Origin of the sequence: Evansella vedderi (assembly GCF_030813435.1) — a bacterium.
Taxonomy (GTDB): domain Bacteria; phylum Bacillota; class Bacilli; order Bacillales; family Salisediminibacteriaceae; genus Evansella; species Evansella vedderi.
This window is the reverse complement of sequence record NZ_JAUSUG010000006.1, coordinates 45,076-67,276: the sequence shown is the minus strand read 5'-3', so window position 1 is coordinate 67,276 and position 22,201 is coordinate 45,076. Positions and strand designations below refer to the sequence as shown.

26 protein-coding genes are annotated in these 22,201 nt (G+C 37.8%); 10 read left to right on the top strand and 16 right to left on the bottom strand.

All coding sequences use genetic code 11. From position 1 onward, the window contains the following. Positions 1-278: 278 nt before the first annotated feature. The 6 genes from J2S74_RS09130 to J2S74_RS09105 form a co-directional block, all read right to left on the bottom strand. Entirely contained in the window at positions 279-443 is a 165-nt protein-coding gene (locus J2S74_RS09130; protein WP_307324539.1) for a hypothetical protein, read from the bottom strand. A gap of 344 nt (positions 444-787) precedes the next feature. Continuing rightward, positions 788-1,690 carry a peptidoglycan recognition protein family protein gene (locus J2S74_RS09125; RefSeq protein ID WP_307324537.1) on the bottom strand — a complete coding sequence of 301 codons (903 nt, stop codon included), beginning with the start codon at positions 1,688-1,690 and terminating at the stop codon, positions 788-790. A 15-nt stretch (positions 1,691-1,705) separates the two neighbouring features. Next, the gene (locus J2S74_RS09120; RefSeq protein WP_307324535.1) at positions 1,706-1,936 is read right to left on the bottom strand and encodes a hypothetical protein; all 231 of its coding nucleotides are present in this window, start codon (positions 1,934-1,936) and stop codon (positions 1,706-1,708) included. Positions 1,937-2,000: 64 nt separating this feature from the next. Further along, positions 2,001-3,344: a replicative DNA helicase gene (locus J2S74_RS09115; protein WP_307324532.1), complete on the bottom strand. Its 1,344-nt coding sequence runs from the start codon at positions 3,342-3,344 to the stop codon at positions 2,001-2,003. Continuing rightward, entirely contained in the window at positions 3,345-3,653 is a 309-nt protein-coding gene (locus tag J2S74_RS09110; RefSeq protein ID WP_307324529.1) for a replicative helicase loader/inhibitor, read from the bottom strand. Between the two features lie 4 nt (positions 3,654-3,657). Continuing rightward, positions 3,658-4,509, bottom strand: coding sequence for a conserved phage C-terminal domain-containing protein (locus J2S74_RS09105; protein WP_307324526.1), 852 nt, complete (start codon positions 4,507-4,509; stop codon positions 3,658-3,660). A 213-nt stretch (positions 4,510-4,722) separates the two neighbouring features. Here J2S74_RS09105 and J2S74_RS09100 point away from each other — a divergent pair, with 213 nt between their 5' ends. The 7 genes from J2S74_RS09100 to J2S74_RS09070 all read left to right on the top strand — a co-directional run bounded on the left by J2S74_RS09100 (position 4,723) and on the right by J2S74_RS09070 (position 7,993). Next, on the top strand, positions 4,723-4,935 hold the full coding sequence (locus tag J2S74_RS09100; RefSeq protein ID WP_307324524.1) for a DUF1659 domain-containing protein: 213 nt from the start codon (positions 4,723-4,725) through the stop codon (positions 4,933-4,935). Between the two features lie 38 nt (positions 4,936-4,973). Next, positions 4,974-5,195, top strand: a complete 222-nt coding sequence (locus J2S74_RS09095) for a DUF2922 domain-containing protein (RefSeq protein ID WP_307324519.1) — start codon at positions 4,974-4,976, stop codon at positions 5,193-5,195. Positions 5,196-5,312: 117 nt separating this feature from the next. Continuing rightward, the gene (locus J2S74_RS09090; RefSeq protein WP_307324516.1) at positions 5,313-5,525 is read left to right on the top strand and encodes a YvrJ family protein; all 213 of its coding nucleotides are present in this window, start codon (positions 5,313-5,315) and stop codon (positions 5,523-5,525) included. Between the two features lie 349 nt (positions 5,526-5,874). Next, a complete protein-coding gene (locus J2S74_RS09085) occupies positions 5,875-6,369 on the top strand; it encodes a MarR family winged helix-turn-helix transcriptional regulator (protein WP_307324515.1) in 495 nt (164 codons plus the stop codon). Positions 6,370-6,435: 66 nt separating this feature from the next. After that, a complete protein-coding gene (locus tag J2S74_RS09080; RefSeq protein ID WP_307324512.1) occupies positions 6,436-6,984 on the top strand; it encodes a DUF3231 family protein in 549 nt (182 codons plus the stop codon). A 658-nt stretch (positions 6,985-7,642) separates the two neighbouring features. After that, positions 7,643-7,768 carry a sporulation protein YjcZ gene (gene yjcZ, locus J2S74_RS09075; RefSeq protein ID WP_307324510.1) on the top strand — a complete coding sequence of 42 codons (126 nt, stop codon included), beginning with the start codon at positions 7,643-7,645 and terminating at the stop codon, positions 7,766-7,768. A gap of 87 nt (positions 7,769-7,855) precedes the next feature. Next, positions 7,856-7,993 (top strand): YjcZ family sporulation protein, encoded by a 138-nt coding sequence (locus J2S74_RS09070; protein WP_307324507.1) that lies wholly within the window; start codon positions 7,856-7,858, stop codon positions 7,991-7,993. 736 nt (positions 7,994-8,729) lie between these two features. Here J2S74_RS09070 and J2S74_RS09065 read toward each other — a convergent pair. Beyond that, the gene (locus tag J2S74_RS09065; RefSeq protein WP_307324504.1) at positions 8,730-9,242 is read right to left on the bottom strand and encodes a sigma-70 family RNA polymerase sigma factor; all 513 of its coding nucleotides are present in this window, start codon (positions 9,240-9,242) and stop codon (positions 8,730-8,732) included. A gap of 485 nt (positions 9,243-9,727) precedes the next feature. Here J2S74_RS09065 and J2S74_RS09060 point away from each other — a divergent pair, with 485 nt between their 5' ends. After that, positions 9,728-10,000 carry a helix-turn-helix domain-containing protein gene (locus tag J2S74_RS09060; RefSeq protein ID WP_307324501.1) on the top strand — a complete coding sequence of 91 codons (273 nt, stop codon included), beginning with the start codon at positions 9,728-9,730 and terminating at the stop codon, positions 9,998-10,000. A 252-nt stretch (positions 10,001-10,252) separates the two neighbouring features. Continuing rightward, positions 10,253-10,762: a competence protein ComK gene (locus tag J2S74_RS09055; protein ID WP_307324499.1), complete on the top strand. Its 510-nt coding sequence runs from the start codon at positions 10,253-10,255 to the stop codon at positions 10,760-10,762. A 186-nt stretch (positions 10,763-10,948) separates the two neighbouring features. Here J2S74_RS09055 and J2S74_RS09050 read toward each other — a convergent pair whose 3' ends face one another. From J2S74_RS09050 to J2S74_RS09040, 3 genes are all read right to left on the bottom strand, one after another. Further along, positions 10,949-12,502 (bottom strand): IS1182 family transposase, encoded by a 1,554-nt coding sequence (locus tag J2S74_RS09050; protein ID WP_370875994.1) that lies wholly within the window; start codon positions 12,500-12,502, stop codon positions 10,949-10,951. Positions 12,503-13,054: 552 nt separating this feature from the next. Continuing rightward, a complete protein-coding gene (locus tag J2S74_RS09045) occupies positions 13,055-13,831 on the bottom strand; it encodes a transposase (protein WP_307324496.1) in 777 nt (258 codons plus the stop codon). Between the two features lie 23 nt (positions 13,832-13,854). Then, positions 13,855-15,423, bottom strand: coding sequence for a YifB family Mg chelatase-like AAA ATPase (locus tag J2S74_RS09040; RefSeq protein WP_307324494.1), 1,569 nt, complete (start codon positions 15,421-15,423; stop codon positions 13,855-13,857). A gap of 97 nt (positions 15,424-15,520) precedes the next feature. On the opposite strand from J2S74_RS09040, the gene J2S74_RS09035 reads away from it, so the two are divergent. Beyond that, the gene (locus J2S74_RS09035; RefSeq protein WP_307324492.1) at positions 15,521-15,709 is read left to right on the top strand and encodes a hypothetical protein; all 189 of its coding nucleotides are present in this window, start codon (positions 15,521-15,523) and stop codon (positions 15,707-15,709) included. 410 nt (positions 15,710-16,119) lie between these two features. Here J2S74_RS09035 and J2S74_RS09030 read toward each other — a convergent pair whose 3' ends face one another. The 6 genes from J2S74_RS09030 to J2S74_RS09005 form a co-directional block, all read right to left on the bottom strand. Further along, on the bottom strand, positions 16,120-16,305 hold the full coding sequence (locus tag J2S74_RS09030; RefSeq protein ID WP_307324491.1) for a hypothetical protein: 186 nt from the start codon (positions 16,303-16,305) through the stop codon (positions 16,120-16,122). A gap of 356 nt (positions 16,306-16,661) precedes the next feature. Continuing rightward, entirely contained in the window at positions 16,662-17,672 is a 1,011-nt protein-coding gene (locus J2S74_RS09025) for a Gfo/Idh/MocA family protein (protein WP_307324488.1), read from the bottom strand. Between the two features lie 31 nt (positions 17,673-17,703). Beyond that, positions 17,704-18,834: a DegT/DnrJ/EryC1/StrS family aminotransferase gene (locus J2S74_RS09020; RefSeq protein ID WP_307324486.1), complete on the bottom strand. Its 1,131-nt coding sequence runs from the start codon at positions 18,832-18,834 to the stop codon at positions 17,704-17,706. Between the two features lie 18 nt (positions 18,835-18,852). Further along, positions 18,853-19,413 carry an N-acetyltransferase gene (locus tag J2S74_RS09015; RefSeq protein WP_307324484.1) on the bottom strand — a complete coding sequence of 187 codons (561 nt, stop codon included), beginning with the start codon at positions 19,411-19,413 and terminating at the stop codon, positions 18,853-18,855. 320 nt (positions 19,414-19,733) lie between these two features. Beyond that, entirely contained in the window at positions 19,734-20,807 is a 1,074-nt protein-coding gene (gene wecB / locus J2S74_RS09010; protein WP_307324481.1) for a non-hydrolyzing UDP-N-acetylglucosamine 2-epimerase, read from the bottom strand. 137 nt (positions 20,808-20,944) lie between these two features. Next, on the bottom strand, positions 20,945-22,057 hold the full coding sequence (locus J2S74_RS09005) for a glycosyltransferase (RefSeq protein WP_307324865.1): 1,113 nt from the start codon (positions 22,055-22,057) through the stop codon (positions 20,945-20,947). Positions 22,058-22,201 lie beyond the last annotated feature (144 nt).

The following is a 22,201-nucleotide window of genomic DNA, read 5'->3' as shown; positions in this document are numbered from 1 at the left end:
TCAAATTTCAAAAAATTGCCGAGTTCAAAGGAACACTGCATCTTGCTTTGAATGATGTACTCTATAAACAGAATTAAATCGTTTATGTTTGAAAGAGATTAATATATTTTTAAAAATAGGAAATCACTTTTCATATGGTAACAAAAGCAGATGAAAAGTATAAACCTGACCCTATTATAAATTGGTTTACTTCGAAAAAGCCTTTTTCTTGTCCTCACATCCGCTTCCTGAGGTCATAACTTTTGCAAAAGTCCTTTTCTTGTCCTCACATCTGCTTCTCAATTGCCACCAACATTTATATTCTCTGTTCCTGCGTCTCGGACAAATCTAGCCCACCGACTTCCATTTTTACCTTGAATATTTTTGAATAAAGAGTGAGCCATCGTTTTCCTCTTCTTTGGTTGGGATAGTAAATTTGGAAGTTCTGTAATAGGTACTTCCATACTATTTGAAAACAGTGGTCTTTTAGTTTACTATACTAGACACCCAAACCAATCCCTTACCACCTACCACGTGGTTCCGACACGATGCAATGTTCTTAGAAATCCTCTCTATAGCTATGTTGTTTGGCCTTAGCAAAGATGGAATTAGTCACGGCCCCAGCCGAATGGTCAATACTTTACGATTTTGTTCAAACGATACATGCTTTTAAAGCATTTTATTTTAATGTTAATGATATTTTAAACAAACCTTGAGTTGATGTCGGACCGTCTGACATTCGGTCTATATTATAATGGAAGGAACGTATCTTCTTTCGAATAGCAAGCATGCCCTTAGATGAGATACCTTAACTTTTTTCTAATAACCCCTTATCCACCCACGTCATGATCCCAGCCTCTTCTCGCCCACTCTTCTTACCTACTCTCCTCCCCAACAACACACATTCCTTTCCTCCTCGTATAACCGTCTTCCCCCTTGACTGCACTTGCGTAATCTTATGATAGAAATCCCGTTTCACCCACTCAGGGATCCTCGGTCCACCGGGATAATACACCGTTGCGGAGGCAGCTATCTCGACTACATCCCCCACCTTTAACACGGGAAGCGACGACGGAGACCCCACTTCCACCGCACCACTCGTTTGTGTATTTGCACTTGCACTCGTTTTCGCATTCCTATTTGCATTCGTTATCCCTAACTCCCTTCTCACCGCTCCCCTAAAGGTATCCATACTCTCTCCATGCTTCACAAACCAATGCATGACATCGGCGTGGTTACTTGCAATCCCCCGCCTATGACCCTCGGAGTGACAAATGATCTCCCGTTCCGTTAACCGATACTTTCTACAAAGCATCACACAAAGGGCCACCGCATTATCCCAAGCCTTCCTAAAGTACTTTTCCTGAGCCCTAGCATCATACCCTACCATCCTCGCACCACCCGCATAGGTAAATCCAGCCGGTTCACAAATTTCAATCCCAATATGAGTATTATTCGCAGCGCCCCCAGCATGCCACCCCCGATGGTTCCACGGAAGATACTGCCACGCTTCCCGATCATCCAGAAAGGCATGAACACACATCTGTCGATTGATCTCTCCCCTTTGAAAAGATTTGTTCCATCGACTGAACCAAGCCGCCGCCATCACACCTGGCGTAGCCGTTGAATGAATCATAATTCCCTTTGGTACAATGGTCCTCCCCGCAGTAAAACAATCATTCCTTGTCATATACCTCACATTTACCTTCATTTCATCCATCCCCCTCTAATCCTCAAATTTCGAAAATACTTGGGCGGTGCCAGGCACTTCAACACTGCCCCTCCACCGCTCTACATGTGGATTAATCCCATCCCCATATTTCTCAAAAATGTGTTCCACGTTCCTACTATCCCGGTCCATATCCACCCCTTTCTCGTAAACTAACCACTCGATTACTAGAATCAAACTGTCGTAGTTCCGAATCATCGCCTCCTGATATAACTCCCTAATCGTCAACCTCCATCCCCCACTCCCCCCAAAAAAATTTTGTCAAAACCCGGTTGATGCTATGCACCCGGGACTATCCCGGCACCTCCCCCTCTTCTTTTCCAGCAAACAAGTTGTACTCCTTCAAAAACAACAGCTCCACCGTACCAACGGGGCCTTCCCGCTGCTTCGCTACAATGATCTCGATCTCATCCCGATTTTCCGTATCCCGGTCGTAATAGTCCTCCCGGTACAGAAAAGCCACCACATCTGCATCCTGTTCCAAGCTTCCCGATTCCCGGAGGTCCGCCAAGGTTGGTCGCTTATCCCGCCGCGATTCCACACTCCTTGATAATTGGGACAGTGCAATAACCGGCACCTCCAAATCCCGAGCCATGGTCTTCAACGCCCGTGAGATTTCTGCCACCTCCTCCTGTCGACTTCCCCGCTTGGAAATGGGCCTTAGAAGCTGCAAATAATCGATGATGATGAAATGATCCATGTCTGGGTACTCCTCCATTAACCGCTTCGTATTGGCATAGATCTCCGGGACCCTCACATTCGAGCGGTCACAAATAAACAGGTTCTTCTTCGACAGCTTGTCCATGGCCCCGGAGTAGCGTTCCCAATCGGACGCATCAAACCGCCGCACGGGATCCCGAAGCTTTTGTGAATGGATCCTCCCCTCTGCTGCCACCATCCTTTGCAAAAACTGATCCTTTGTCATCTCCAAAGAATATAAGTGTCCAAACACTTCCTTTCCTTCCCCCGCTGTAAATTCACCGGAACCTTCCCCCTGCCTGTCCTCTCCCACTGCCGTATGTCCTGCCGCAATATTTAACGCAAAGGCGGTCTTCCCTACAGAAGGTCTTGCGGCAATAATGATAAATTGCCCCTTCCCATGGCCGTTTGTCAGTAGGTCATAATCTTTGTACCCTGTCATTAACCCCTTTGCCACTTTACCGGAAACGGCTTTATCATACATGTTCATAATCGTTTCCTTCAGGTTGAAGTTATCCCGCTTCGTGGAAAGCCTGTCCAATGCTTTCATTTCCGTAAGAAACGAGGTCACCTGCTCCTCCCCTACCACCTCTCCCGTGTCCTCCAAAAACTTCTTCGTCTTCTCCCGCACCTGGTGATTTTTCCAATACCGCAATACTAACTCCTCATGGAATTTAAACGACCTGACAGATGGCACCGCCTCCATCATTTCTCCTAGGTTCACCTGTGCCAAGTAGTTGGCGCCGAGCTTCTCGAACAAGGTGGCCCGGTTAATCTCTTCCTCTCGCTCATGAATCTCCACCATGGCACGGAATAACTCCCGATGGAGAATGGACAGATGCTCCGGCTGCACCACTAACTCCTTCATAATGCTGTTATCTAGTAAAATACAACCAAGTAGCAGTTTCTCCGCCTCCACATTCCCTTGCAGCGCCATCTAACATTCCTCCTTTTGTTGCAACTTTTGTTGCACGGGAACGGTCCCTATGCTTTCTTTTTCCCAGTCGGCTAGTTGTTTTAGGATGTTTTTGTTGTGTTCGGGACGAGGTTTTTCGAATAGGTCATGGACAGTGGGCGGGTATTTATGGTGCATGACGTGAAGGTCTAATCGACGGATGACCTCCTTATAGTCCTGTGTTTTCATGACCCGGTACCAAGCTTCTACCGTTGCTCCCTCTAACTTCAACTTCCCTGGAAAAAATCGATCGATTTCCATTAGCAGCAGGGCTGTCTCTTTCTTATCCATGACCCTATTCCAACCCCTTTACATAGCTATCAAAGTCATTAGCTGCATTTGTAATACTTTGTTCATTAAGATAAGCTTCAAATTTAGTACCGAATAACGTCTCTGGACGGAGGAACTTACTCATTTTTTTATCTAGTAACCAATCTGAGCATTTGTTATCGATGACTTGTTGGAAATCTTCTAAATGATATCCTTCTCTTATTCTCGCTCTTACGAGCTCTTGTGTTTTTCTAGAATTCACTTGGAAGTTCTTCAATGCCTTTTCATTCAAATAAGCGACGATCTCAGCGACAGTATCTTTTGTTGTAATCTCTGTAGTAATTTCTGTAGTAATCTCTGGTATTGTATTTTCATTTTGAAAAATCATAGCGAAGTTTTCTCCACTTCCTTTTTTCCTTTTTGACCCTTCCATTTGTAATTTTTCCTCAGTTGGGTGCATGAAGTCTTGAAGGTTAATCTTGTAATCTTGTAAGACGTACCCCATCTCTAATAGATCACTTTGTAGTTTTATTAGATTCACTCGGTACTGCTTCGTATGATCCCAACCAATAGTAGGATTCTTCCTCTCATCTAGCCACCCATTGTCTACCAGCTTACTTAAATAGTCTCGCATGGTCTTCGGCGTAACTTTCATCATCGTTTCACTGGATAACTCCTCTGCCGTTTTATAGATCCATCCCTTCGAAGGTTCTAAATTAGGATCATTCCTCCTTAAACCCTCCTCCTCAATAAATTGGTCAAAATGCTTCACATACTGAGACCAATAAATCATTTGATTGAGGACGATGGCCAACTTATAATCCCCGGTCAACGCTATTAATTCCTCTTTGATGACAGATCGCTTTAGTTTCTCCATTACCCAACCACCTCGTTTGTAATTTTCTATCCTTCGCTTACTATGTAGACTTGAAACGCCAAAAAGGAGGAGAAAACTTTTAAAAAATCAAAAAAAGTTTCCCCTTATGTCACAAAATGTTCACAAACAACGAAAAAATTTTCATTTTTTTAAAATAGTCTCCTCCTTTTTGCCTTCTCAAGTCTACATAGTAGGTGAAAGGGGGTGACAAGCATGGGTGATATCGTATTTAGTCGACTATCTTTACATTTTGTTACGGGCTATAACGATGAGGGAGAACCAATCTTTAAGGCAAAGCATTATCGCAATATCGTCCCTCAAGCAGAAAGCACGCAGCTATTCCAAGCTGCGATGGCACTAGCTTCTCTTCAAAAGAATGAATTAGAGAAGGTAGAACGAAGCAACACGTACGAATTAATTCAGTAGGACTTTACGAGGACTGTCACAGGAGGAGGTGAAAACCGATGACTAAACGATTAGAACTTATTTTTACCAATGAGAATGGGAAAGCAGCGATTGTTTCTATCGACGATCCAATAGAGCCAGTAAACCCACAAGCGGTGGCTCAAGCGATGGATACGATCATTGCTAGTAATGTATTTGCAACCTTCGACGGAGGGCTAGTTGGAAAACGAGGGGCCCGCGTAGTAGAACGCAGAGTAGATCAAGTGGACATTTTACTATAAAAGTCTGTTCAAAAGGGGAGCTTTTTCCCCTTTTGAACACGCTCTAAATAGAAAAACGGAGGGGATTACCTCTCCGTTTTTCGTACTACTATTGATAGTGGAAAGGGGTGAGAAGAAATGGAAATATGGATGAGTCTTGTTGGTGAATACGGGTTTCCCATTGCCGTTACATTCTACTTACTTTACCGCATTGAGAAGAAGCTAGATCAGCTAAATCATTCGGTCTTGTATTTAGGAAAGCTTGTTGAAGGAACTGCTATTGGCCAATCAGGTCCCGCCAAAGTACCTCCTCAAGACTGGAGTGTCATGGCGAAAGAGAATCATCAGTAGAAATTGGAGAAGTAGAAGGTCCATCAAGACAAGGGGGGTCTTTTTATGCTATGTATACGAATGGGGTAGTCCATCACCGTTGATAAACTACCCTATTTTAGTTTTTTATTGAAATTTGAAGTTAATTTTTGCTTCAGATACTCTAATTTGTATTACGTAGTGGACCGTTTACTGCGCAACAAAGCTCGTCATTTTTATAGGACTTTGTGAAGTAATCTTACTTAAATAGGGAGTATTTTTTAATTAAGAGGTGAAAATATTTCTCTTATTAATTTGTATATTTTCTTTTGCAAGTGAAAAAAATATTACTTGTAATTACAATTGTACATACAAGTGAGGATGATGCACAGTGAATTTACATCTTAAACAACAAACTGTTTTAATTGTTAGAGCGTTGTATTTTTGTATGGAAAAAAATTGGACGGATTTAGAAAAGAAATACAAAATATCACCTGCACAACAGCATATTCTATTTTTACTCTCAACTAATAAGAATGCACTTACTCCTACACAAATCAGTGAATTAGGTTGCTGGCATATTTCTACTGTTACAAGATTGCTAAAACCGCTTCAAGAAAAAGACTTTATAAATATAACAACCAATAAAAAACAAGCTAGGTATAAAATTGTAACTATTTCAGACAAAGGGGAACAAATGTTAAATAAACTAATGAATACATTTAGAGACATGGAAAAATTTCCTTTTGATATGAAGTATTTGTCTGAGGAGGAGATGAAAAAATTTTTAGAAATTGGTCAACGCATTTTAGATATTCATAAAGGCGAGGGCTTTGTGAACTGGGTGATGAATGCACAAGTCAAGGACTACGATTATACTTATTAATTTTAATGGCGATGTTTGGATTACAATTATAATTCAGAGAATGAGCGAATTTAGGAGGTTTAAAAAATGCCTAATCCATTTGAAGCATTTTGGAATACATTAAAAACAATGACTGATAATGACCCAAAATTACCTTTACATGTTGGTGAAGTAATGGCTTTTTGGACTTATTTAACAGCAATAAAAGAAATGCTAAGGTATGAGGAAGTTGGTTTAAATTCAACAACAGATGATGAAGTCCATGAAATGCTCAATGATGCCTATAAATTATGCGATTCGCAATCTGATCGGTTAGAGACTTTTCTGATTAAAGAGGGTATTCCTCTTCCAGAGTTATCTTCTCCAAAACCTAATTCTTCTCCTAAGGATATTCCACCAGGTGTAAAAATTACAGATAATGAATTAGCGAATGGAGTATCAATAAAAATAGCCGTTGCAATAGTTGAATGTGCAACAGGACAAGCCCAGTCCACTCGAAGTGATGTTGGAATGATATGGGCTGAATTTCAATCTGAGATGTTAACTTTTAGTGCTACTTTAAAAAGTTTAATGAGAAAAAGAGGTTGGTTGAAAATCCCACCCTATTATTATCCATCAGGAGAAAAAAAATCGTAAAAATTGGGAGACGAAAAACAACAGAGGCAAATGTTGCGCAGTACAACGATATTACGCATTGCAACGACATCTATTTGTACTAACTTTGTGAAAAGGTGTACTTCAAGTAAAGGAATGTTAGTGGAACAAGAGATTTCTACATTGTTGTGGTAAATGAGGTCATTTATAGTACAAAAAAGGATAGGTAGAGCAGTTGTGATTACTGCTATACTATCCTTTTTCTTTTGTACATAATAATGTGTAACATTATATACAGTAATTTAGTTTTAAAGCGGTTTAAATATTTTCTTGACTTTTAATGAAAGATTATCAGTTTTTTTATGTTTAGGCCCTTCAGTTAGTAAAACATCTCTTAACCACTCTTATAAAAAATGTTATTTGTTTGTGCCCTCTATTCCTACACTCTACTAATTCGATTTTTAGCCATATAGTCTTCTATTTCCTGATAGTAATAAACATATTTATAAAAATGACTAAAAAAAACTTCACTAGCATATTCACTTTCCTGTTTAGATTCTTCGATGTAGTAAAAAGCTTAATGTACTACATGATTTAACTAAATTAGATTTATACTTTATATCTAGATATTTTGTCCAGTCACAAATGTAAATAAAGCATATTATATGTATCGAATACAATAAAAGGAGGTAAATAAACAATGAGTGATTGTTACAAGCCGGTTCACCCTACCCCACCACCTACAAGACCTGTGGCAGGTTTTGCGTTTATTCTTGTAGTATTTATTCTTTTAGTTATTATTGGAGCAGCTATAGTAGCTTGGTAGAAGTTCTTTAGTAAACCCTAAGAAATATAACCATACCAATCATTAAAAAGCTCATAAATTAAGAGTAGAAGGAAGGAGGGATTCTAGGTGCATTTACCACATGATTATGCCTATGCTGCTCCGATCTATACTCACCCACGACCAAGATTCGCAGATGGTTTTGCATTAGTGTTAGTGTTATTTATTTTGCTAGTAATTATTGGAGCTGTAGCACTTGTTTGGTAATGAATGTGAGACGGCCCGCATTAACGGGCCAGCTTTTTTGAGAATTTACATTCCTATCGACATTACAAAGGTCCTTTTCTTTTTATGAGAAAAGTTATTTGTGCAAGCGAACCCTTGCTATTCGACAAAGAGTGGCGATAGGCAGTACAAACCAACTTTATTTATAAGAACAACAATCCTAAAGAAATAACCAGTCTTCCACTGCCAAACATAAAGAGATAGAGAAGGTAGCTGAAGAAGAATTGGGAGTAAATATAATTATGCCTGAACACGAGAAATAAGTAATAGGCACCTCAGATGTTTGCCCTTTCCATATTTACAAAAAATACGGAAAGAAGGTAATTACTCTTGATAAGAAGAAACATATCGTAAAAATTCTTCTCTTTCCGCTTCACTGATCAATAATTTATCATTTTAATTGTTTTTCAGGATCCTTTTCAACTCCTGCTTATCTTGAGGAAGAATAATTAACAAAACAACAATGTCATTTGCTACGCAGTACAACCATACTATTCAATAGAAAAATTAATATTCCACAATCGGGTGCTATGAGGAAAACCATAAGCCTAATACCTCGTAAAAAATAAAGAGGATTAGGCTTTTTCACTTCATCATCCTTGACGTTTTTCTATTGGTAAACGCGTTGACAGTAAGTGGTAAATTTTATGGTAACGGTTGGTAAAAAACACGGCAGAGATGATACACTCTTGTGGCTGTAATCAAGCTTATATCATTCCTACTCCCTAACAATATAACTTAATTTTGTCCGGAGCTTTTGTAATGCGCTCTGGCGCCAAGTTTTAATAGTAGTTACACTCCGCCCATAGCGCACTGCAATTTCTTGAAGTTTGTAACCATCGATTAACCCCTCCATGACCCACATCTTTTCTTGTGAAGTTAACTTGGAATGTTCCAGCCAATCTTCCATAAGAAAACGGTCTTCAGCCGTCAAATCTGGGTGCTCTGCTAGTTTAACCGGCTCCGTAAATACATGACGAGTTCCCCAACGGTCTTGCCGCTTAATCACATCCTTCATTCTTCCTCTCACATAACCAGCAACATAGGAAGAAAACTCACCCACAGAAGCATCATAGTTTATCCAAGCTTCATAAATGGCAATACGACCAATTTGCTCAAACTCTTCCCTTTCCCTACCTAAATGCCATTTCTTAATTAAAGAATAAACCATCGGCATAAACTGCTCACAACAAGATTCAAACTCTAGTTCTCTATCCATTTGATTATCCAAGGGAACCTCTCCCACTTGGAAGCGCGCTTCCGCTTATTCCGCGGTAAGGACAGTTTATAACCTAAGAAAAATAATTACCAAAAGGGAAAAATGCCATTTCCCTAAGAGAAACGTAACGTTTCCCCTAGAGAAACATCACGTTTCCTTACTAGAAACATCACATTTCCTATTAATTGATAAAAAGATTCGACAAATGCCACCCCTTTCAATGGAAAAAACAACGTTACGCTAGCTCCCTATTGTGGAAGGGGGATACCCAGTCTTGATTAATCAATCCCCTCAGCATTGATCAATATAAATACCCGCAATGAGGCTGCGGGTATAAAACTCTAAGGCTATCGACAATTTCTAGCAAAACTCACGCAGGGACAGACACGTTCACCAAATTGTCACAATTATTGACATTTTTACCCATTTTCCTTTCTTTAGTCTTTTTAATTTTTTTTGTAAAATTTTATAATAATAGGTAAGAAGGAGGAGGTCCATTGAAGAGGAAAGAGGTTATTAGTAGGAGTTTAGGTAGGGTTATTCAAAAAAGAAGGAAGAATAAAGATTTTAAACAATGGAAATTAGCGGAGGAAGCAGATATCGATATTGGTTATTTGAGCCAAGTGGAGAGGGGTAAGAAAAATCCTACCTATGATATGCTGTATAGAATTTCAATTGCACTTGGTACACTCCCTTCGTCTATTAGTAAAGAAGTGGAGGATGAAGTAATAGAGTTTTTTAGTAAAGCTGCAAATAAAAATAAGTTTTAGGAATACGACATCTTGGTTCAACTCTTAAATTACTTCTTTACTATTACATCATGGCTTCATCCACATAAACATGTAAACCCTTTCACAATTTGATCAGAATGGCACTACAACAAAACGAGGTGGTTTTCTTGATTGCATTTATGTTTACATAAGCTGCATCATTTTGGAGTTTCTCAGATTACATAAGTTTTTTAAAATTAAACAAGTGTTTTAACTGCAACCATACCAATGGATTCTAAAGGAGATGATCTAATGTCTATTAAAATATTAAATGATTACCAGATTAACCAGAATACAATGGCAATCCTCCCTGTTACCCATATTGACTATTACACAATTATCTTTGAAACAAACGCCTTATTTTATGTTAAGAAAACAACAAGGGAACTGATGAGGTCTGCGTGTGTACGTGGTGGGGCTAGTTTCGAGGGGCGTCAAATCGCTGTTACTTCAAAAACTGGGATTAATCGAAAAATGCCTATTCCGATTAACCCTGATCTTGGCATCTATGCCTTCCCTACACTTTCGGCTAAGAGCTTTCATTGCTGCTGGCTATTTCCGGCACATATACAAAGCATTGAGGCTAACCCTGACAAGGAGAAACAATCTATCGTCACCTTAAAAAACAAACATAAGATTGTTTTGGATACAGACAAAACCATTTTAAGACAGCAAATGTACCGCACCTCCTACTGTATTCTTGTGTTTTCACAGGAATGGATGGACAGCAGTAATAACAATGACGATGACAATGTAATCTAATCATACTTAAGCAATACCGAAATATAATTTTGATTATTTTTCCACCATTTGTAATAATATTTATTATCGTCGCTAGGTATTTTCCTTCATTTGATAATGGTCATCTCTTACGGGAGATGGCCAACCGCCCATCCGCTTTATGTGGGACAAGGGGACAGTGAGAGACCACTGAAAAAGTCGTCTTTTTTAGCTGATTTTCATCGTTGTTTTAATTTGGCCACCAAATTTGATCCACATTGAGAAATTGAAAAGCAAAATGGAAGGATTTCCAGCCTTTTTAGAGGATAGTATGGTTGCTATCCTCTTTAAGTTTACGGCTAAAGCTGTTAATTTTGCTTGAATGGCCATGCTTTTTAGACCGTACCTCTTGGCACGATCTAACCCGTGATATTGTTTCATCTCACCGTTCTTCCCTTCTTGGGAAGCTCGCTTCTTATAATTCTTCTTGAACTCTTCTGTCTTTTGCTGTTGGCTATATTCATAGAATTCAGGGGTATTAACTCCAACTTCTAAGATTTTCCCTACAGCTTTCCCAGTGATGCAGCTGTCCCTTAAGGGACAGTCTCTACACATTTCTTTCTCAAAATAATAACGATAGGATTCTCTATTTTTAGTCTTTTTATGATACTTCCTTACCGTGTTATTCCCTTGGGCGCAAAACCACTCATCTGAATCCTTATTATAACTAAATTTTTCTTCATCAATTTTATAAGCCATTTCGCTGACAGGTATGTATACTTTCGCTTCGCATGCATTAATAGAATCTAGTATATTTTTTCTAAAGTAGGCTTTATCACCGTATAATTCATCTATTGTGAGGCCACTTTTCTTCGTTAATTCTAATAGCTCTTCAAACTTCTTTCCGTCAACATAGGCTCCATCACCGACATTTACAGCTGTAATAATGAGGTCTGTTGTCATCATATATTCTGTTTTATAGCCAAAGAAGTCCTTGGTTTTTGATTTGTGTCCAACTCGAGCCTCACGGTCGACAATAGAGCGAACACCCTTTGATTCCAAGAACTTTGGATCCTTCAGTATTTCCCTTGCAAGCACAATCGTTCCTTTTGTTTTAGGGTTCTTCTCTATTTCAACGGTTTCTTCTACCTTATCCAGAGTTTCTTCTAAATAAGTTTTCATTGTTTCTTTGGCTTCTCGATGGTTTTCAATCTCTTTATAGTTGGGAATAGTTACATCGACGTTATCAGGAACTTCTCCAATTTCCTCTTTTAAATGGCAAAAAAGCTTTTTAGCTAAGCGTTTCATCACACGTTCTGGAGTCGCACGAAATGTGTTTGCTTGTGTATGAGTCGTATCAACACTTATTCCAGTTGTGTCTTTAATAATGCCGTGATCCACACATTGCTTTACAACTTCAATTAATACCTCATCTAGCGTAAAATCTAGTAATCTATGTCGTCTAAATTTGGATAATAAACTGGGATGTGGAAGTGTGTCTTCTGGATTGATACCCAGAAAATACATGTAGGCAAGATTTAATGAAGCTTCTTCCATGACTCGTTCATCCGATAAGTTATACAGATGTTGAAGAAGCAAGAGTTTAATCATTAACTCAGGCTCCTTAGCTGGAAGGCCATAATATCTGCAGTAACTACTTTCAAGAAATTCATTAATGAAGCCAAAATCTACAAAATTATTAATCAGTCTTAATGTATGATTTTCTGGAATTTTATTGTATAATTCGGTATAGAAGCTTAATTGCTTATGCTGATTCAGCATAAAAAAATCCTCCCTTTTTGGTTTTTGGTTTCTCGACAATTCCATTATACCAAAAAATGGAGGATTTTTTCATTTATATCATTTTACATATTTTAGGAGTTGTTTTTCAGTGGTCTCGGACAGGTACCTTGTCCCTTTCCTTTTTGGATGACATAGTGGGACAGGGGGACGCTTTCCGCTCCTCCAAGCTTATCTCAAAAAGCAACAAAGTTTAAATTAAAAACCCCACCGAGGAGCTGTATTAAAATAATACTTACTCGGTGGGTTGCTCGTTCATGTTTATGGCATTATAAATATGTAGGTATGGCATCTACACATAAAAATTAATCCCCTGCATCTCGACAAAACCCGGGCGGTGACAGGCACGAAGAACCTTATCATCTTCAATGAATAGTAGTAAACCTTCTCCAAATAGGAGTGATATCCATGAGTTTCCGGAAAGAGGAAGCGAGGGGACGGTTCTCATGCACCCATTTTATTCACTCAAAAAAGGAAGCACGTAAACCATCCCCAAGTATCACAACAAAATGTAGGTGGTGCCAAGCACCCAAGCTAGGCTTTAAATATAAGATTAGGAGAGACGCCGAGGATTCTTGCGGCTTGTCGTTGGGAGACTCCGTTTATTTTCTTTACCTCCCTTAAGATTTCGGTCCTTTTGGTTCCTTGCAGGATTTTTACTTGTGCGATTTCTATATCCCCTAATATCTTCTTAATCTTTACCCTTGCCTCGTCATCGGATAATCGCTTTATTTTGGTAGAATCCTCTAAACATTTATCATCGTTCTTCTTTTCATTAAATTCTTTAAATCTATCCCTCGCAACTCTCAAATCGTCTGAAAATAGTTTCAATATGTAGGTATGATCTAACAGATCCGAAGGATAGTATGTTCCCCCATAATATCCTGAACAACTGCTCCATTTCCAATCGTTCACTTTCTTTACTAAACCGGCTTTTAGTGGATTTTGGTGAATATATCTTGCAACGGTTAATAGATACTTTTCTGTTTCTACCTTTTCACTTCTGAACCTATCTTGAAAGAGGTGGCCGGTGGTCAAGTATTTCCAGTTGTAATAGAAGACAAAACTAACGCCAAGCCGTTTCATCGTTACGTCAATACCTTCGTTCCCCTCTTTTAAAAGAAGATGGACATGATTACTCATTAAGCACCATCCGTAGATTTTCAATCCTGACACTTTCTTGTATTTCAAAAGGGTTTCTAGAAACCTTCTACTATCTTCTTCGTCATGAAAGATTTCCTGTCGATTTGCTCCCCTTATGATAACATGATAGATTCCACTCCTGCTCTTCTCCCTTGCTTTTCTCGGCATCAAATATCACCAGTCCTACTATATTAGTGTTTTTGGTATTCATCACTAGATTCTCCAGCACTTGTTTGAGCAAACATGGATGGCATAGTAGCAGGCTCCATTTTTCTCAAAGACAAAGCTTCTAACAATGCATCATCGGATATCCTCTCTTCTCCCCTCATATCAGCAATGGTCCTTGCTAGACGAATAAGCTTAATTTGTACTCGATTACTGTATCCCCGTTTAATAGATAGACTTTGAAGCTCATGCTGCTGGTTACTTGTTAACGGTTGCTGTTTGATCAGCTGTTCGAATGGAACACTGGCATTACAAATTTCCTTTCCATACCTCTCATATTGTCTTTCTCGTGCACGCTGTACCCTTGCCCTCACATCCTCGGAAGTTTCTATTCCTTGAAAGTCATGTCCCTTTAGATTCACAGGTTTTAAGGATAACAAGATATCGATACGATCTAAGATGGGTCCGGAGACTCGGTTTTTGTACGCTTTTATTTGTTTCTCTGAACAAGTACAATAGTTTCGGTTAGACCCTAGATACCCGCATGGACAAGGGTTCATTGCTGCGATAAAAATAAATTTTGCTGGATAGGTAACGGTGGAGTGGACTCTGCTGATGGTTACTTTCTCATTTTCTAGAGGCTGTCTTAGCATATCAAGGGTCTTCTTGGAGAATTCCCCTAACTCATCCATGAACAGTACCTCACGGTGTGCTAAAGAAACTTCCCCTGGCTTGGGGTTCGTTCCTCCTCCGATAATGGAAACAGCAGATGCAGAATGATGTGGGTGGCGGTAGGGAGGCAATGTTAGGGAGTTATACGGTGCACCAGCTAATTGGTATAGGCTGATCTTTTCTAGCTGGGCTTCTTTTGATAATGGCGGCAAAATGGATGGAAACGTTTCGGCAAGGAGGCTTTTTCCACATCCAGGAGGACCGTCCATAAGAACGTAATGTTCCCCTGACGCAGCGATTTCAAGGCCTCGCTTGGCAAACCCATGTCCGATAATCTGATTAAAGTCCCGTTCTACCAATAGCTGCTCATTAAAAGAACTAGATTTCAGTTGATTAAATGGCAGTGGTTGACGTCCCCCTAAAAGATCTAACACATCTTGAAGAGTCTCAACATAGAGCAGCTCCAATTCTTCTATGTCCACTCTAGGGATCGTAGGATCAAAGGGAAGATACAATTGCTTTACACCAAGTCGTTTCGCAGCTAAGATAGCAGCAATCATCCCCTCCACCGGTAGTACAGAACCGTCTAACGACAAAGCACCAATGAATCCAGTATCATTTGGAATTCTCTCCTTTTTTAGAAACCCTCCACTTTTTAAGACCCCAATGGCAATGGCAAGGTCAAACAGTGGACCATTCTTTTTCACTTCTACTGGTGAGAGATTAATAACAACTTTCCTATCTACTATTGGAAAACCCATGCTATGAAGCGTGGCCGAAACCCGCTCCTTTGATTCTTTCACCGATGCATCAGGTAGCCCAACAATAATAAAGGAATCAACTCCGTCTTTCACCTGAGCCTCCACCTGCACACGATAACCTTCTAGCCCCTTCAGGCCAATACTAGTCACTTTCGCCGACATCTTCATACCTCCATCGCTTTCTATTTAATTTTCTATGTTAAAAAACAAATTAATTCTATCTAAGGAGTTTCACTATATTTTAGTGGCATTTACTAACTTGGGGATTAAGGAAAAAAGATACATTACTGAAGATATAACAGGTAGTAAGGGCTTAACAGTGGACTTTCACGAAGAGTTCCAATTGCTAATGGAACTTAACCTTATTATAATCGATGAAGTTGAATCTTGTCGATTTTATTCATTACATACCCTGGAAGCATGGGGGACGGATCATGCACTGCCATAAAGGAAGCTCAAGATCTGTCCCTCTGCTTCCTTCTTGAGACGAAACTTCCTTCAAAATACATTAAACTCTAATTGAAAGCAGAAGCATAAGACCCGTCGTGCTTCTAAGCAAAAAGTATACAAACTTAATAAGCTAATAGTGTTCAAAATTAATGAGCAAAAACTGTTCATACAAAACTGCTTGGAAGTGCAGGAAACAATCCCCATGCTTGTGAGAGAAGAACAGATCACAAATTTTATCGATATAACTTCATAAGAATTAAAGAAGCACAGGGGACGAACCTTGTCCTATCCATTGGGTGCAAAAGGCCTGTCCCCTCTACTTCTGAACATGGATGTGAAATCGTTATAAATCGAGGTCGAAAAATAATTAGTATATCTAACACCAGTTTTACGCAACGTACTTTGTCACTATAATTTAATAAAGGAGCATAAGAACCGTCCCCACGCTTCCTCCTTTCTATTTGCATTATACTTTTGGGCAGCACTTCCAGCTACACCAACAACTGCAGCAATTTCTTTCCAATTTTCTTTAACAAATTTTCCAGCAGCTGGTCCGTGTATTCGCACTAAATCTATTACTGGTTTAATTGCCAACTTTTACCCCTCCACACTACAGATTTATACTTATAATTTTATCTCATTTTGGTAATATTTCACTAACTTTTATAATTAAGAATAAGAGACAACAGAGCTCATACCCAGATAGCTACTTACTAATTTGTGTCTAGCTTTTTGGTGTAGTTCATTATCCCCCTGTCCAGTCGCAAAATTCTCTGGGACAAGGGACCTTTAATCCAGTTCAATAAATCACCGTATTAAAGTGAAAAGTCCTAAAAATAGACTCGCTGAGTTAAAAATCTCTGCGAGTATTTTAGTGTAAAACGAAAAGCCGACCTCGGTTTAGGAAGGGCAAGAACCGTCCCCTCGCTTACAGAAGTCTTCTACTTCCATTAAAGTTGTACTGGTTGATTTCGTTTCGCAGATTCATAGAAAGATAATACTAGGTTTAGAACATTTTTACCGTCCTCACCAGTAACCGCAGGTTCTCGATTATCATTAATAGCATTTACCATGTCCTCTATAATCCACTGATGACCTGGTGTTCCCCAAGGATCTGCCTTAACACTTTCTTTTATATCTTGTATTTGGTTTTCAGTCATATCTTCAAGTTCTAAATGTTCAAAGAATAGCGCATTAGTACCACCAATTTTTATAGTTCCTTTTTCCCCAAATATAGTGATTGACTCTTCAAAATTTTTAGGATAAACCGTGGTAGAAGCCTCAACTGTTCCTAAAGCTCCAGACTGAAATTGAATGGTACCTATAGAAACATCTTCCGCTTCTATATTACGGAACCTCGTAGCTTCCATACTAAAAACTTGTTTTGGCTGCCCCATGAACCATAGTAGTAAGTCAAGATTATGAATAGCTTGGTTCATTAAAACTCCACCATCATATTGTTTAGTTCCTCTCCAAGAGGCTTGATCATAATATTCTTGATTTCTATTCCAATTCACGATACAACTTACATGACTAATCCTTCCTAATAACCCTTGATCCATTATTTTTCTTAATTCTTGCACTACAGGTCTAAAACGATTAGGATGAACAACAGATAATTTTACTTCATTAACTTTACAAGCTTCTATTATACTTGTTGTATCCTCTAACGTCATAGCAATAGGTTTCTCTATAACAATATGTTTCTTAGCATTAGCTACTTGTACTGCGATAGATGCATGGAATCCACTTGGAGTACAAATGCAAACCACATCGATATCCTCTTTCTCAAGCATTTCCTCTAAATCGTTATAGTCATTTGCACCATATTCTTCTTTATAAAGCTGCATTGTATCCGTAACTTTATCACATACAGCTACAAGCCTTGCTGATTCAGTTTGACTAATAGCTGCAGCATGTTTTTTGGCTATAAATCCACATCCAACGATTGCAAAGTTCATAATGAAACCTCATCTTTCTTTGTATTAGAAATTAGTTATTAAAAAATCCAATAATCACATCGCATACTTTCTCAATTTCTTCTTCTTTTAGATAAGGATGCATCGGTAATGATAGTACTGTATCACAAAGTTTATTTGTCACCTCAAAATCCTTTTCCTCAAATTCTAAATCTGAAAATGCTTGTTGGCAATGCATTGGCTTTATATAATAAATCATACTTGGTATTTCATTTTCTTTTAGCTTAGCTTGCAATGAATCTCGTTGCTCTTTTGAATCAAGTTTTATTGTATATTGAGCAAAGCTCGAATAATAACCATCAGGAATAAAAGGTGTTTTAACTATATTACTTAACCTTTGATTGTAAAGCTCATAAGCTTTATTTACCCCGTCAAGTTCATATTCTCTAAAAGCTTTTAATTTAACTTGCAATACAGCAGCTTGAATTGTATCTAGCCTTGAATTAACGCCAATTCTAACATTGTCATACTTATTAATGCCTTTCCCGTGAACTTTATATGAATTTAACAATTCAGCTGTACGATCATCATTTGTAAAAATAGCACCACCGTCACCATAGCACCCTAGTGGCTTAGCTGGGAAAAAGGAAGTCGTAGCAGCATCTCCAAAACTACAGGCCATTTTACCATTAATACTTCCACCAAAGCCTTGTGCTCCATCTTCAAGTACTAACAAGTTATATTGTTTAGCAATCTTTTCAATTTCTTCGTAATTTGCAGGAAGTCCAAACAAATCAACAGGAATTACTACTTTCGGCATCAAATTCCCCTCAAGTTTTACTTTTTCAATAGATTGCTTCAATTTATTAGGGTCAATATTGAATGTTGTCTCATCGACATCTACAAAAACAGGTGTAGCACCGTTAAATGATACTACTTCTCCCGTAGAGAAGAACGTAAAATCAGGTACGAATACAGCATCACCTTCTTTAACATCCCAAGCCATTAAAACAAGTGATAACGCATCTGTTCCATTTGCACATGAAATACAATGTTTTACACCGACATACTCAGCTAATTGTTGTTCCAATTCTTTAACTTGTTTGCCACCAATGAAGTGAGCGCTGTCTAAAACTTCCTGTATCGCAGAATCAATTAAGAATTTATGCTGTTCATACTGCGTCTTTAAGTCTCTAAACTGCATTTCCATCTCTCCTGAAAGTTATTTTTCTTTTAATTGTCCATCACTTAACATATAGGACCGTCCACATTCCTTACAATCATAGTTTTCTTTGAGTGGTATGCCACATTCACATACCCATCCAATCTGTTTAGCCGGAACCCCTGCCATCAATGCGTAGTCTGGAACATCTTTTGTTATCACCGCTCCAGACGCAATCATAGCCCAACTGCCAATTGTATTACCGCAGACAATAGTTGCATTAGCCCCAATTGATGCTCCATATTTTACAAGGGTTTTTTTGTAACCTTCACTACCTTTGGGATATTTACTTCTTGGTGTTAAATCATTTGTAAAAACCATAGAAGGTCCGCAGAAAACATAATCTTCTAATTCCACACCCTCATATACTGAAACGTTATTTTGAATCTTTACGCCATTGCCAATTATAACGTTGTTAGATACATTAACATTCTGTCCAAGTGAACAATTTCCCCCTATTTGAACACCTTTTTGAATATGGCTAAAGTGCCAAATCTTTGTTCCTTCTCCTATTTTTACATCATTATCTATATAACTACTTTCATGTACAAAATAATGCATCTTAAATTCTCCTTATTAACTAAATTAAGGAAGAAGTCGTATTGAGACTCCTTCCTATAGTAATTCAATAATTACTATATCGGTTACATCTTTCATTGCATTTTTTGTATCAAATATAGCCTTTTCATGTAGCTCAACAAAAACCATAGTCAGAGTTTGAATGATAACTATTACGTAGGTCTATGGTTTGAATTAATTCGGTAGTTAAGTTTAGTTCACTACTTTTCCAAATTCATGGTATTCTAAAACACTGACTCTCTATTAGATTTAGTTTTAATATTAATCTTTATGGAAACATCTTTCATTTTCGCGTCACATTTTTATCTCTGAAAAAAATTATCAATGATTTTTGATATCTTAAAAGCAGCCTGTCCATTTCCATAAAATTTTTCTGACTTGTTAGGTTTATTTGTGGCATGTATAACATGATGAAGCTCTTCTAAAATCGGGTTTACTAATCGATTCCACCCAGAGTTTACTGTTTCAACCCATTCAGTTTGATCCCTTAGAGTAAAACATGGTACATTAGCAAAAAAAGCTTCTTTCTGAACCCCGCCTGAGTCAGTAATAATTCCAGTTGCATCTTTTTCTAATAAAATCATTTCTAGGTAGGAAACAGGCTCAATTACTTTGATATTTGGTGATTGCATGACAGAGTCATAAAGCCCAAATTCCTTTAGTTTCTTTTCTGTGCGAGGGTGCAAAGGAAGAATTACTTGTTCTCTCAACTTCTTCAGCGATGAAAAGATCGCTTCTAATCGCTCTTTCATATCCGTATTTTCCGCTCTATGGAAGGTTGCTAGGTAATAAGGTTTACCATTTGTAATATTCTTAACAGAAGTTTGTCTATTAGCTAGTTCCAAATTATATAAGAAGGCATCATACATCACATCTCCAACTTGATGTAACCCTTCTACTATACCTTCTTTTTCTAAATTTTTAATAGCTGTGTCTGTAGGTGCTAATAGTAAATTTGAGATATGATCTGTTAACACTCGATTTACTTCTTCTGGCATTTTTTTGTTATAGCTGCGTAATCCGGCTTCTATATGAAACAAGGGAATATGCAACTTACTTGCAGCAAGAGCACCAGCTATAGTAGAATTTGTATCCCCATATACCAGAACAGCATCTGGTTTTTCTTTTAACAATACCTCTTCTATCCTCGATAACATCTCACCGGTTTGTTTACCATGAGTACCTGAACCTACACCTAAATTATAGTCAGGTTTTGGAATTTTTAATTCCTCAAAAAAGATCCCTGCCATTTTATAATCATAATGCTGACCAGTATCAACTAGAACTTCTTGAAACGATTTTCTTAATTCTCTAGAAACAGGGGCAACCTTAATAAACTGTGGACGAGCCCCTACGATAGTAACAATTTTCTTCATAGATCCTCCTTTTAGTTTCTACATAATTATCAACTACAGATTGATTATGTTTTATTTTTAATTCAGAAAATAATGGTGTTTTTATACCATTTCATACCCTTTTCAAATTATATTACACTAAGTTATTCTTCTTAATTTTATAAGTCTGATTTATTAAACTTTTTTTCTATTATATCTAAATATATACTTTGATAACTTTTTGACATGTTCTCTGCGTTTAATTTGTTATCTATAATGCTAACAGCTTGAGCTGATAAAAATTCACTATCTTGTTCTATTAAAAGGTTTAATTTTTTCGTTAGATCGTCAATATCTTCAGTTTTAAAACAATATCCAGCATTATTATTGATATTTAAAATTTCATTATGGGAAGGTATATCAGACAAACATACTGGTAAGCTTGACGCCAAAGCTTCTAATACAGAATTTGGTAACCCTTCTGCAAGTGATGAGGAAATAAAATAATCAGCTCCATTCAGATATTCCTTAACGTTATTTACATGTCCTAAAAAAAGGACTTCTGAATTAGCTATAGCTATTTCCTTACATTCTTCAATTAACGGTCCACTACCTAGCATTAATAATATCCCATCATCTTTAGCCTTACTTTTAAGGTATCCCTTAATTAAAGTTTTGGGATCCTTTCGCATATTCAAATGTCCAACTGAAATAAATATTTTTTTATCAAGTGGCAGTTTTAACTTTTTTTTGATTAAATTTTTATCATCATTCTTTACTACCTTAAATAACTCTTTATCAACCCCATTTTGAACTACTAGCGTATTTAACCCATGTTTTACCATTTCATCTTTAATTGTTTGTGAACAAGCAATAGCTCTATCAATCTTCTTTAGTGCTCTAACTTGTTTACGCGCCATTAAATTACCCATATATTTTCCATATGTCATAACAAAATCATAAAAAGGGTAGTTATGCATTGTAGTACAACGGTTAAATTTCTTTAAATATTTTGATGATAATATATCTGCTCTATAACCATGTGTGTGAATTATATCAGGTTTATATTTCTTAACATATTCAACAAGGTGTTTAGATCCTAAAATAGCTCCTTTGATCCTTGACATATTTAGTGATACAACTTCAATTCCAAGGCTGGAAAAATCCCCAATTGCTGAATTGCTTTTTTCTGGTGAAAGAGTCAATATTTTCACATTAAACATTGTTCTATCAATGTACTTGATAGTATTATATAAAATGTTTATAGGACCGGATCGTTCTAATGTCGACACTATATACAATACCGTGTATGGACTAGCCAAAAATAACACCTCTTTAATATTTAAAGTATAAAAGAAAAAGGAAGGTGATTTCCTCCTTCCTTTACATCAATTTATAAATTGTTACAGTTATATTTTTTACCTTTCAGCACCTAA

Coding starts and splice junctions, on each gene's coding strand:
- J2S74_RS09045 (WP_307324496.1), bottom strand. CDS start 13,831: ATGCCGAGAAAAGCAAGGGAGAAGAGCAGGAGTGGAATCTATCATGTT.
- J2S74_RS09110 (WP_307324529.1), bottom strand. CDS start 3,653: ATGGATAAGAAAGAGACAGCCCTGCTGCTAATGGAAATCGATCGATTT.
- yjcZ (WP_307324510.1), top strand. CDS start 7,643: ATGAGTGATTGTTACAAGCCGGTTCACCCTACCCCACCACCTACAAGA.
- J2S74_RS09055 (WP_307324499.1), top strand. CDS start 10,253: ATGTCTATTAAAATATTAAATGATTACCAGATTAACCAGAATACAATG.
- J2S74_RS09015 (WP_307324484.1), bottom strand. CDS start 19,413: ATGCATTATTTTGTACATGAAAGTAGTTATATAGATAATGATGTAAAA.
- J2S74_RS09130 (WP_307324539.1), bottom strand. CDS start 443: ATGGAAGTACCTATTACAGAACTTCCAAATTTACTATCCCAACCAAAG.
- J2S74_RS09025 (WP_307324488.1), bottom strand. CDS start 17,672: ATGAACTTTGCAATCGTTGGATGTGGATTTATAGCCAAAAAACATGCT.
- J2S74_RS09090 (WP_307324516.1), top strand. CDS start 5,313: ATGGAAATATGGATGAGTCTTGTTGGTGAATACGGGTTTCCCATTGCC.
- J2S74_RS09040 (WP_307324494.1), bottom strand. CDS start 15,423: ATGTCGGCGAAAGTGACTAGTATTGGCCTGAAGGGGCTAGAAGGTTAT.
- J2S74_RS09080 (WP_307324512.1), top strand. CDS start 6,436: ATGCCTAATCCATTTGAAGCATTTTGGAATACATTAAAAACAATGACT.
- J2S74_RS09125 (WP_307324537.1), bottom strand. CDS start 1,690: ATGAAGGTAAATGTGAGGTATATGACAAGGAATGATTGTTTTACTGCG.
- wecB (WP_307324481.1), bottom strand. CDS start 20,807: ATGAAGAAAATTGTTACTATCGTAGGGGCTCGTCCACAGTTTATTAAG.
- J2S74_RS09020 (WP_307324486.1), bottom strand. CDS start 18,834: ATGCAGTTTAGAGACTTAAAGACGCAGTATGAACAGCATAAATTCTTA.
- J2S74_RS09100 (WP_307324524.1), top strand. CDS start 4,723: ATGGGTGATATCGTATTTAGTCGACTATCTTTACATTTTGTTACGGGC.
- J2S74_RS09050 (WP_370875994.1), bottom strand. CDS start 12,502: ATGCTGAATCAGCATAAGCAATTAAGCTTCTATACCGAATTATACAAT.
- J2S74_RS09105 (WP_307324526.1), bottom strand. CDS start 4,509: ATGGAGAAACTAAAGCGATCTGTCATCAAAGAGGAATTAATAGCGTTG.
- J2S74_RS09095 (WP_307324519.1), top strand. CDS start 4,974: ATGACTAAACGATTAGAACTTATTTTTACCAATGAGAATGGGAAAGCA.
- J2S74_RS09115 (WP_307324532.1), bottom strand. CDS start 3,344: ATGGCGCTGCAAGGGAATGTGGAGGCGGAGAAACTGCTACTTGGTTGT.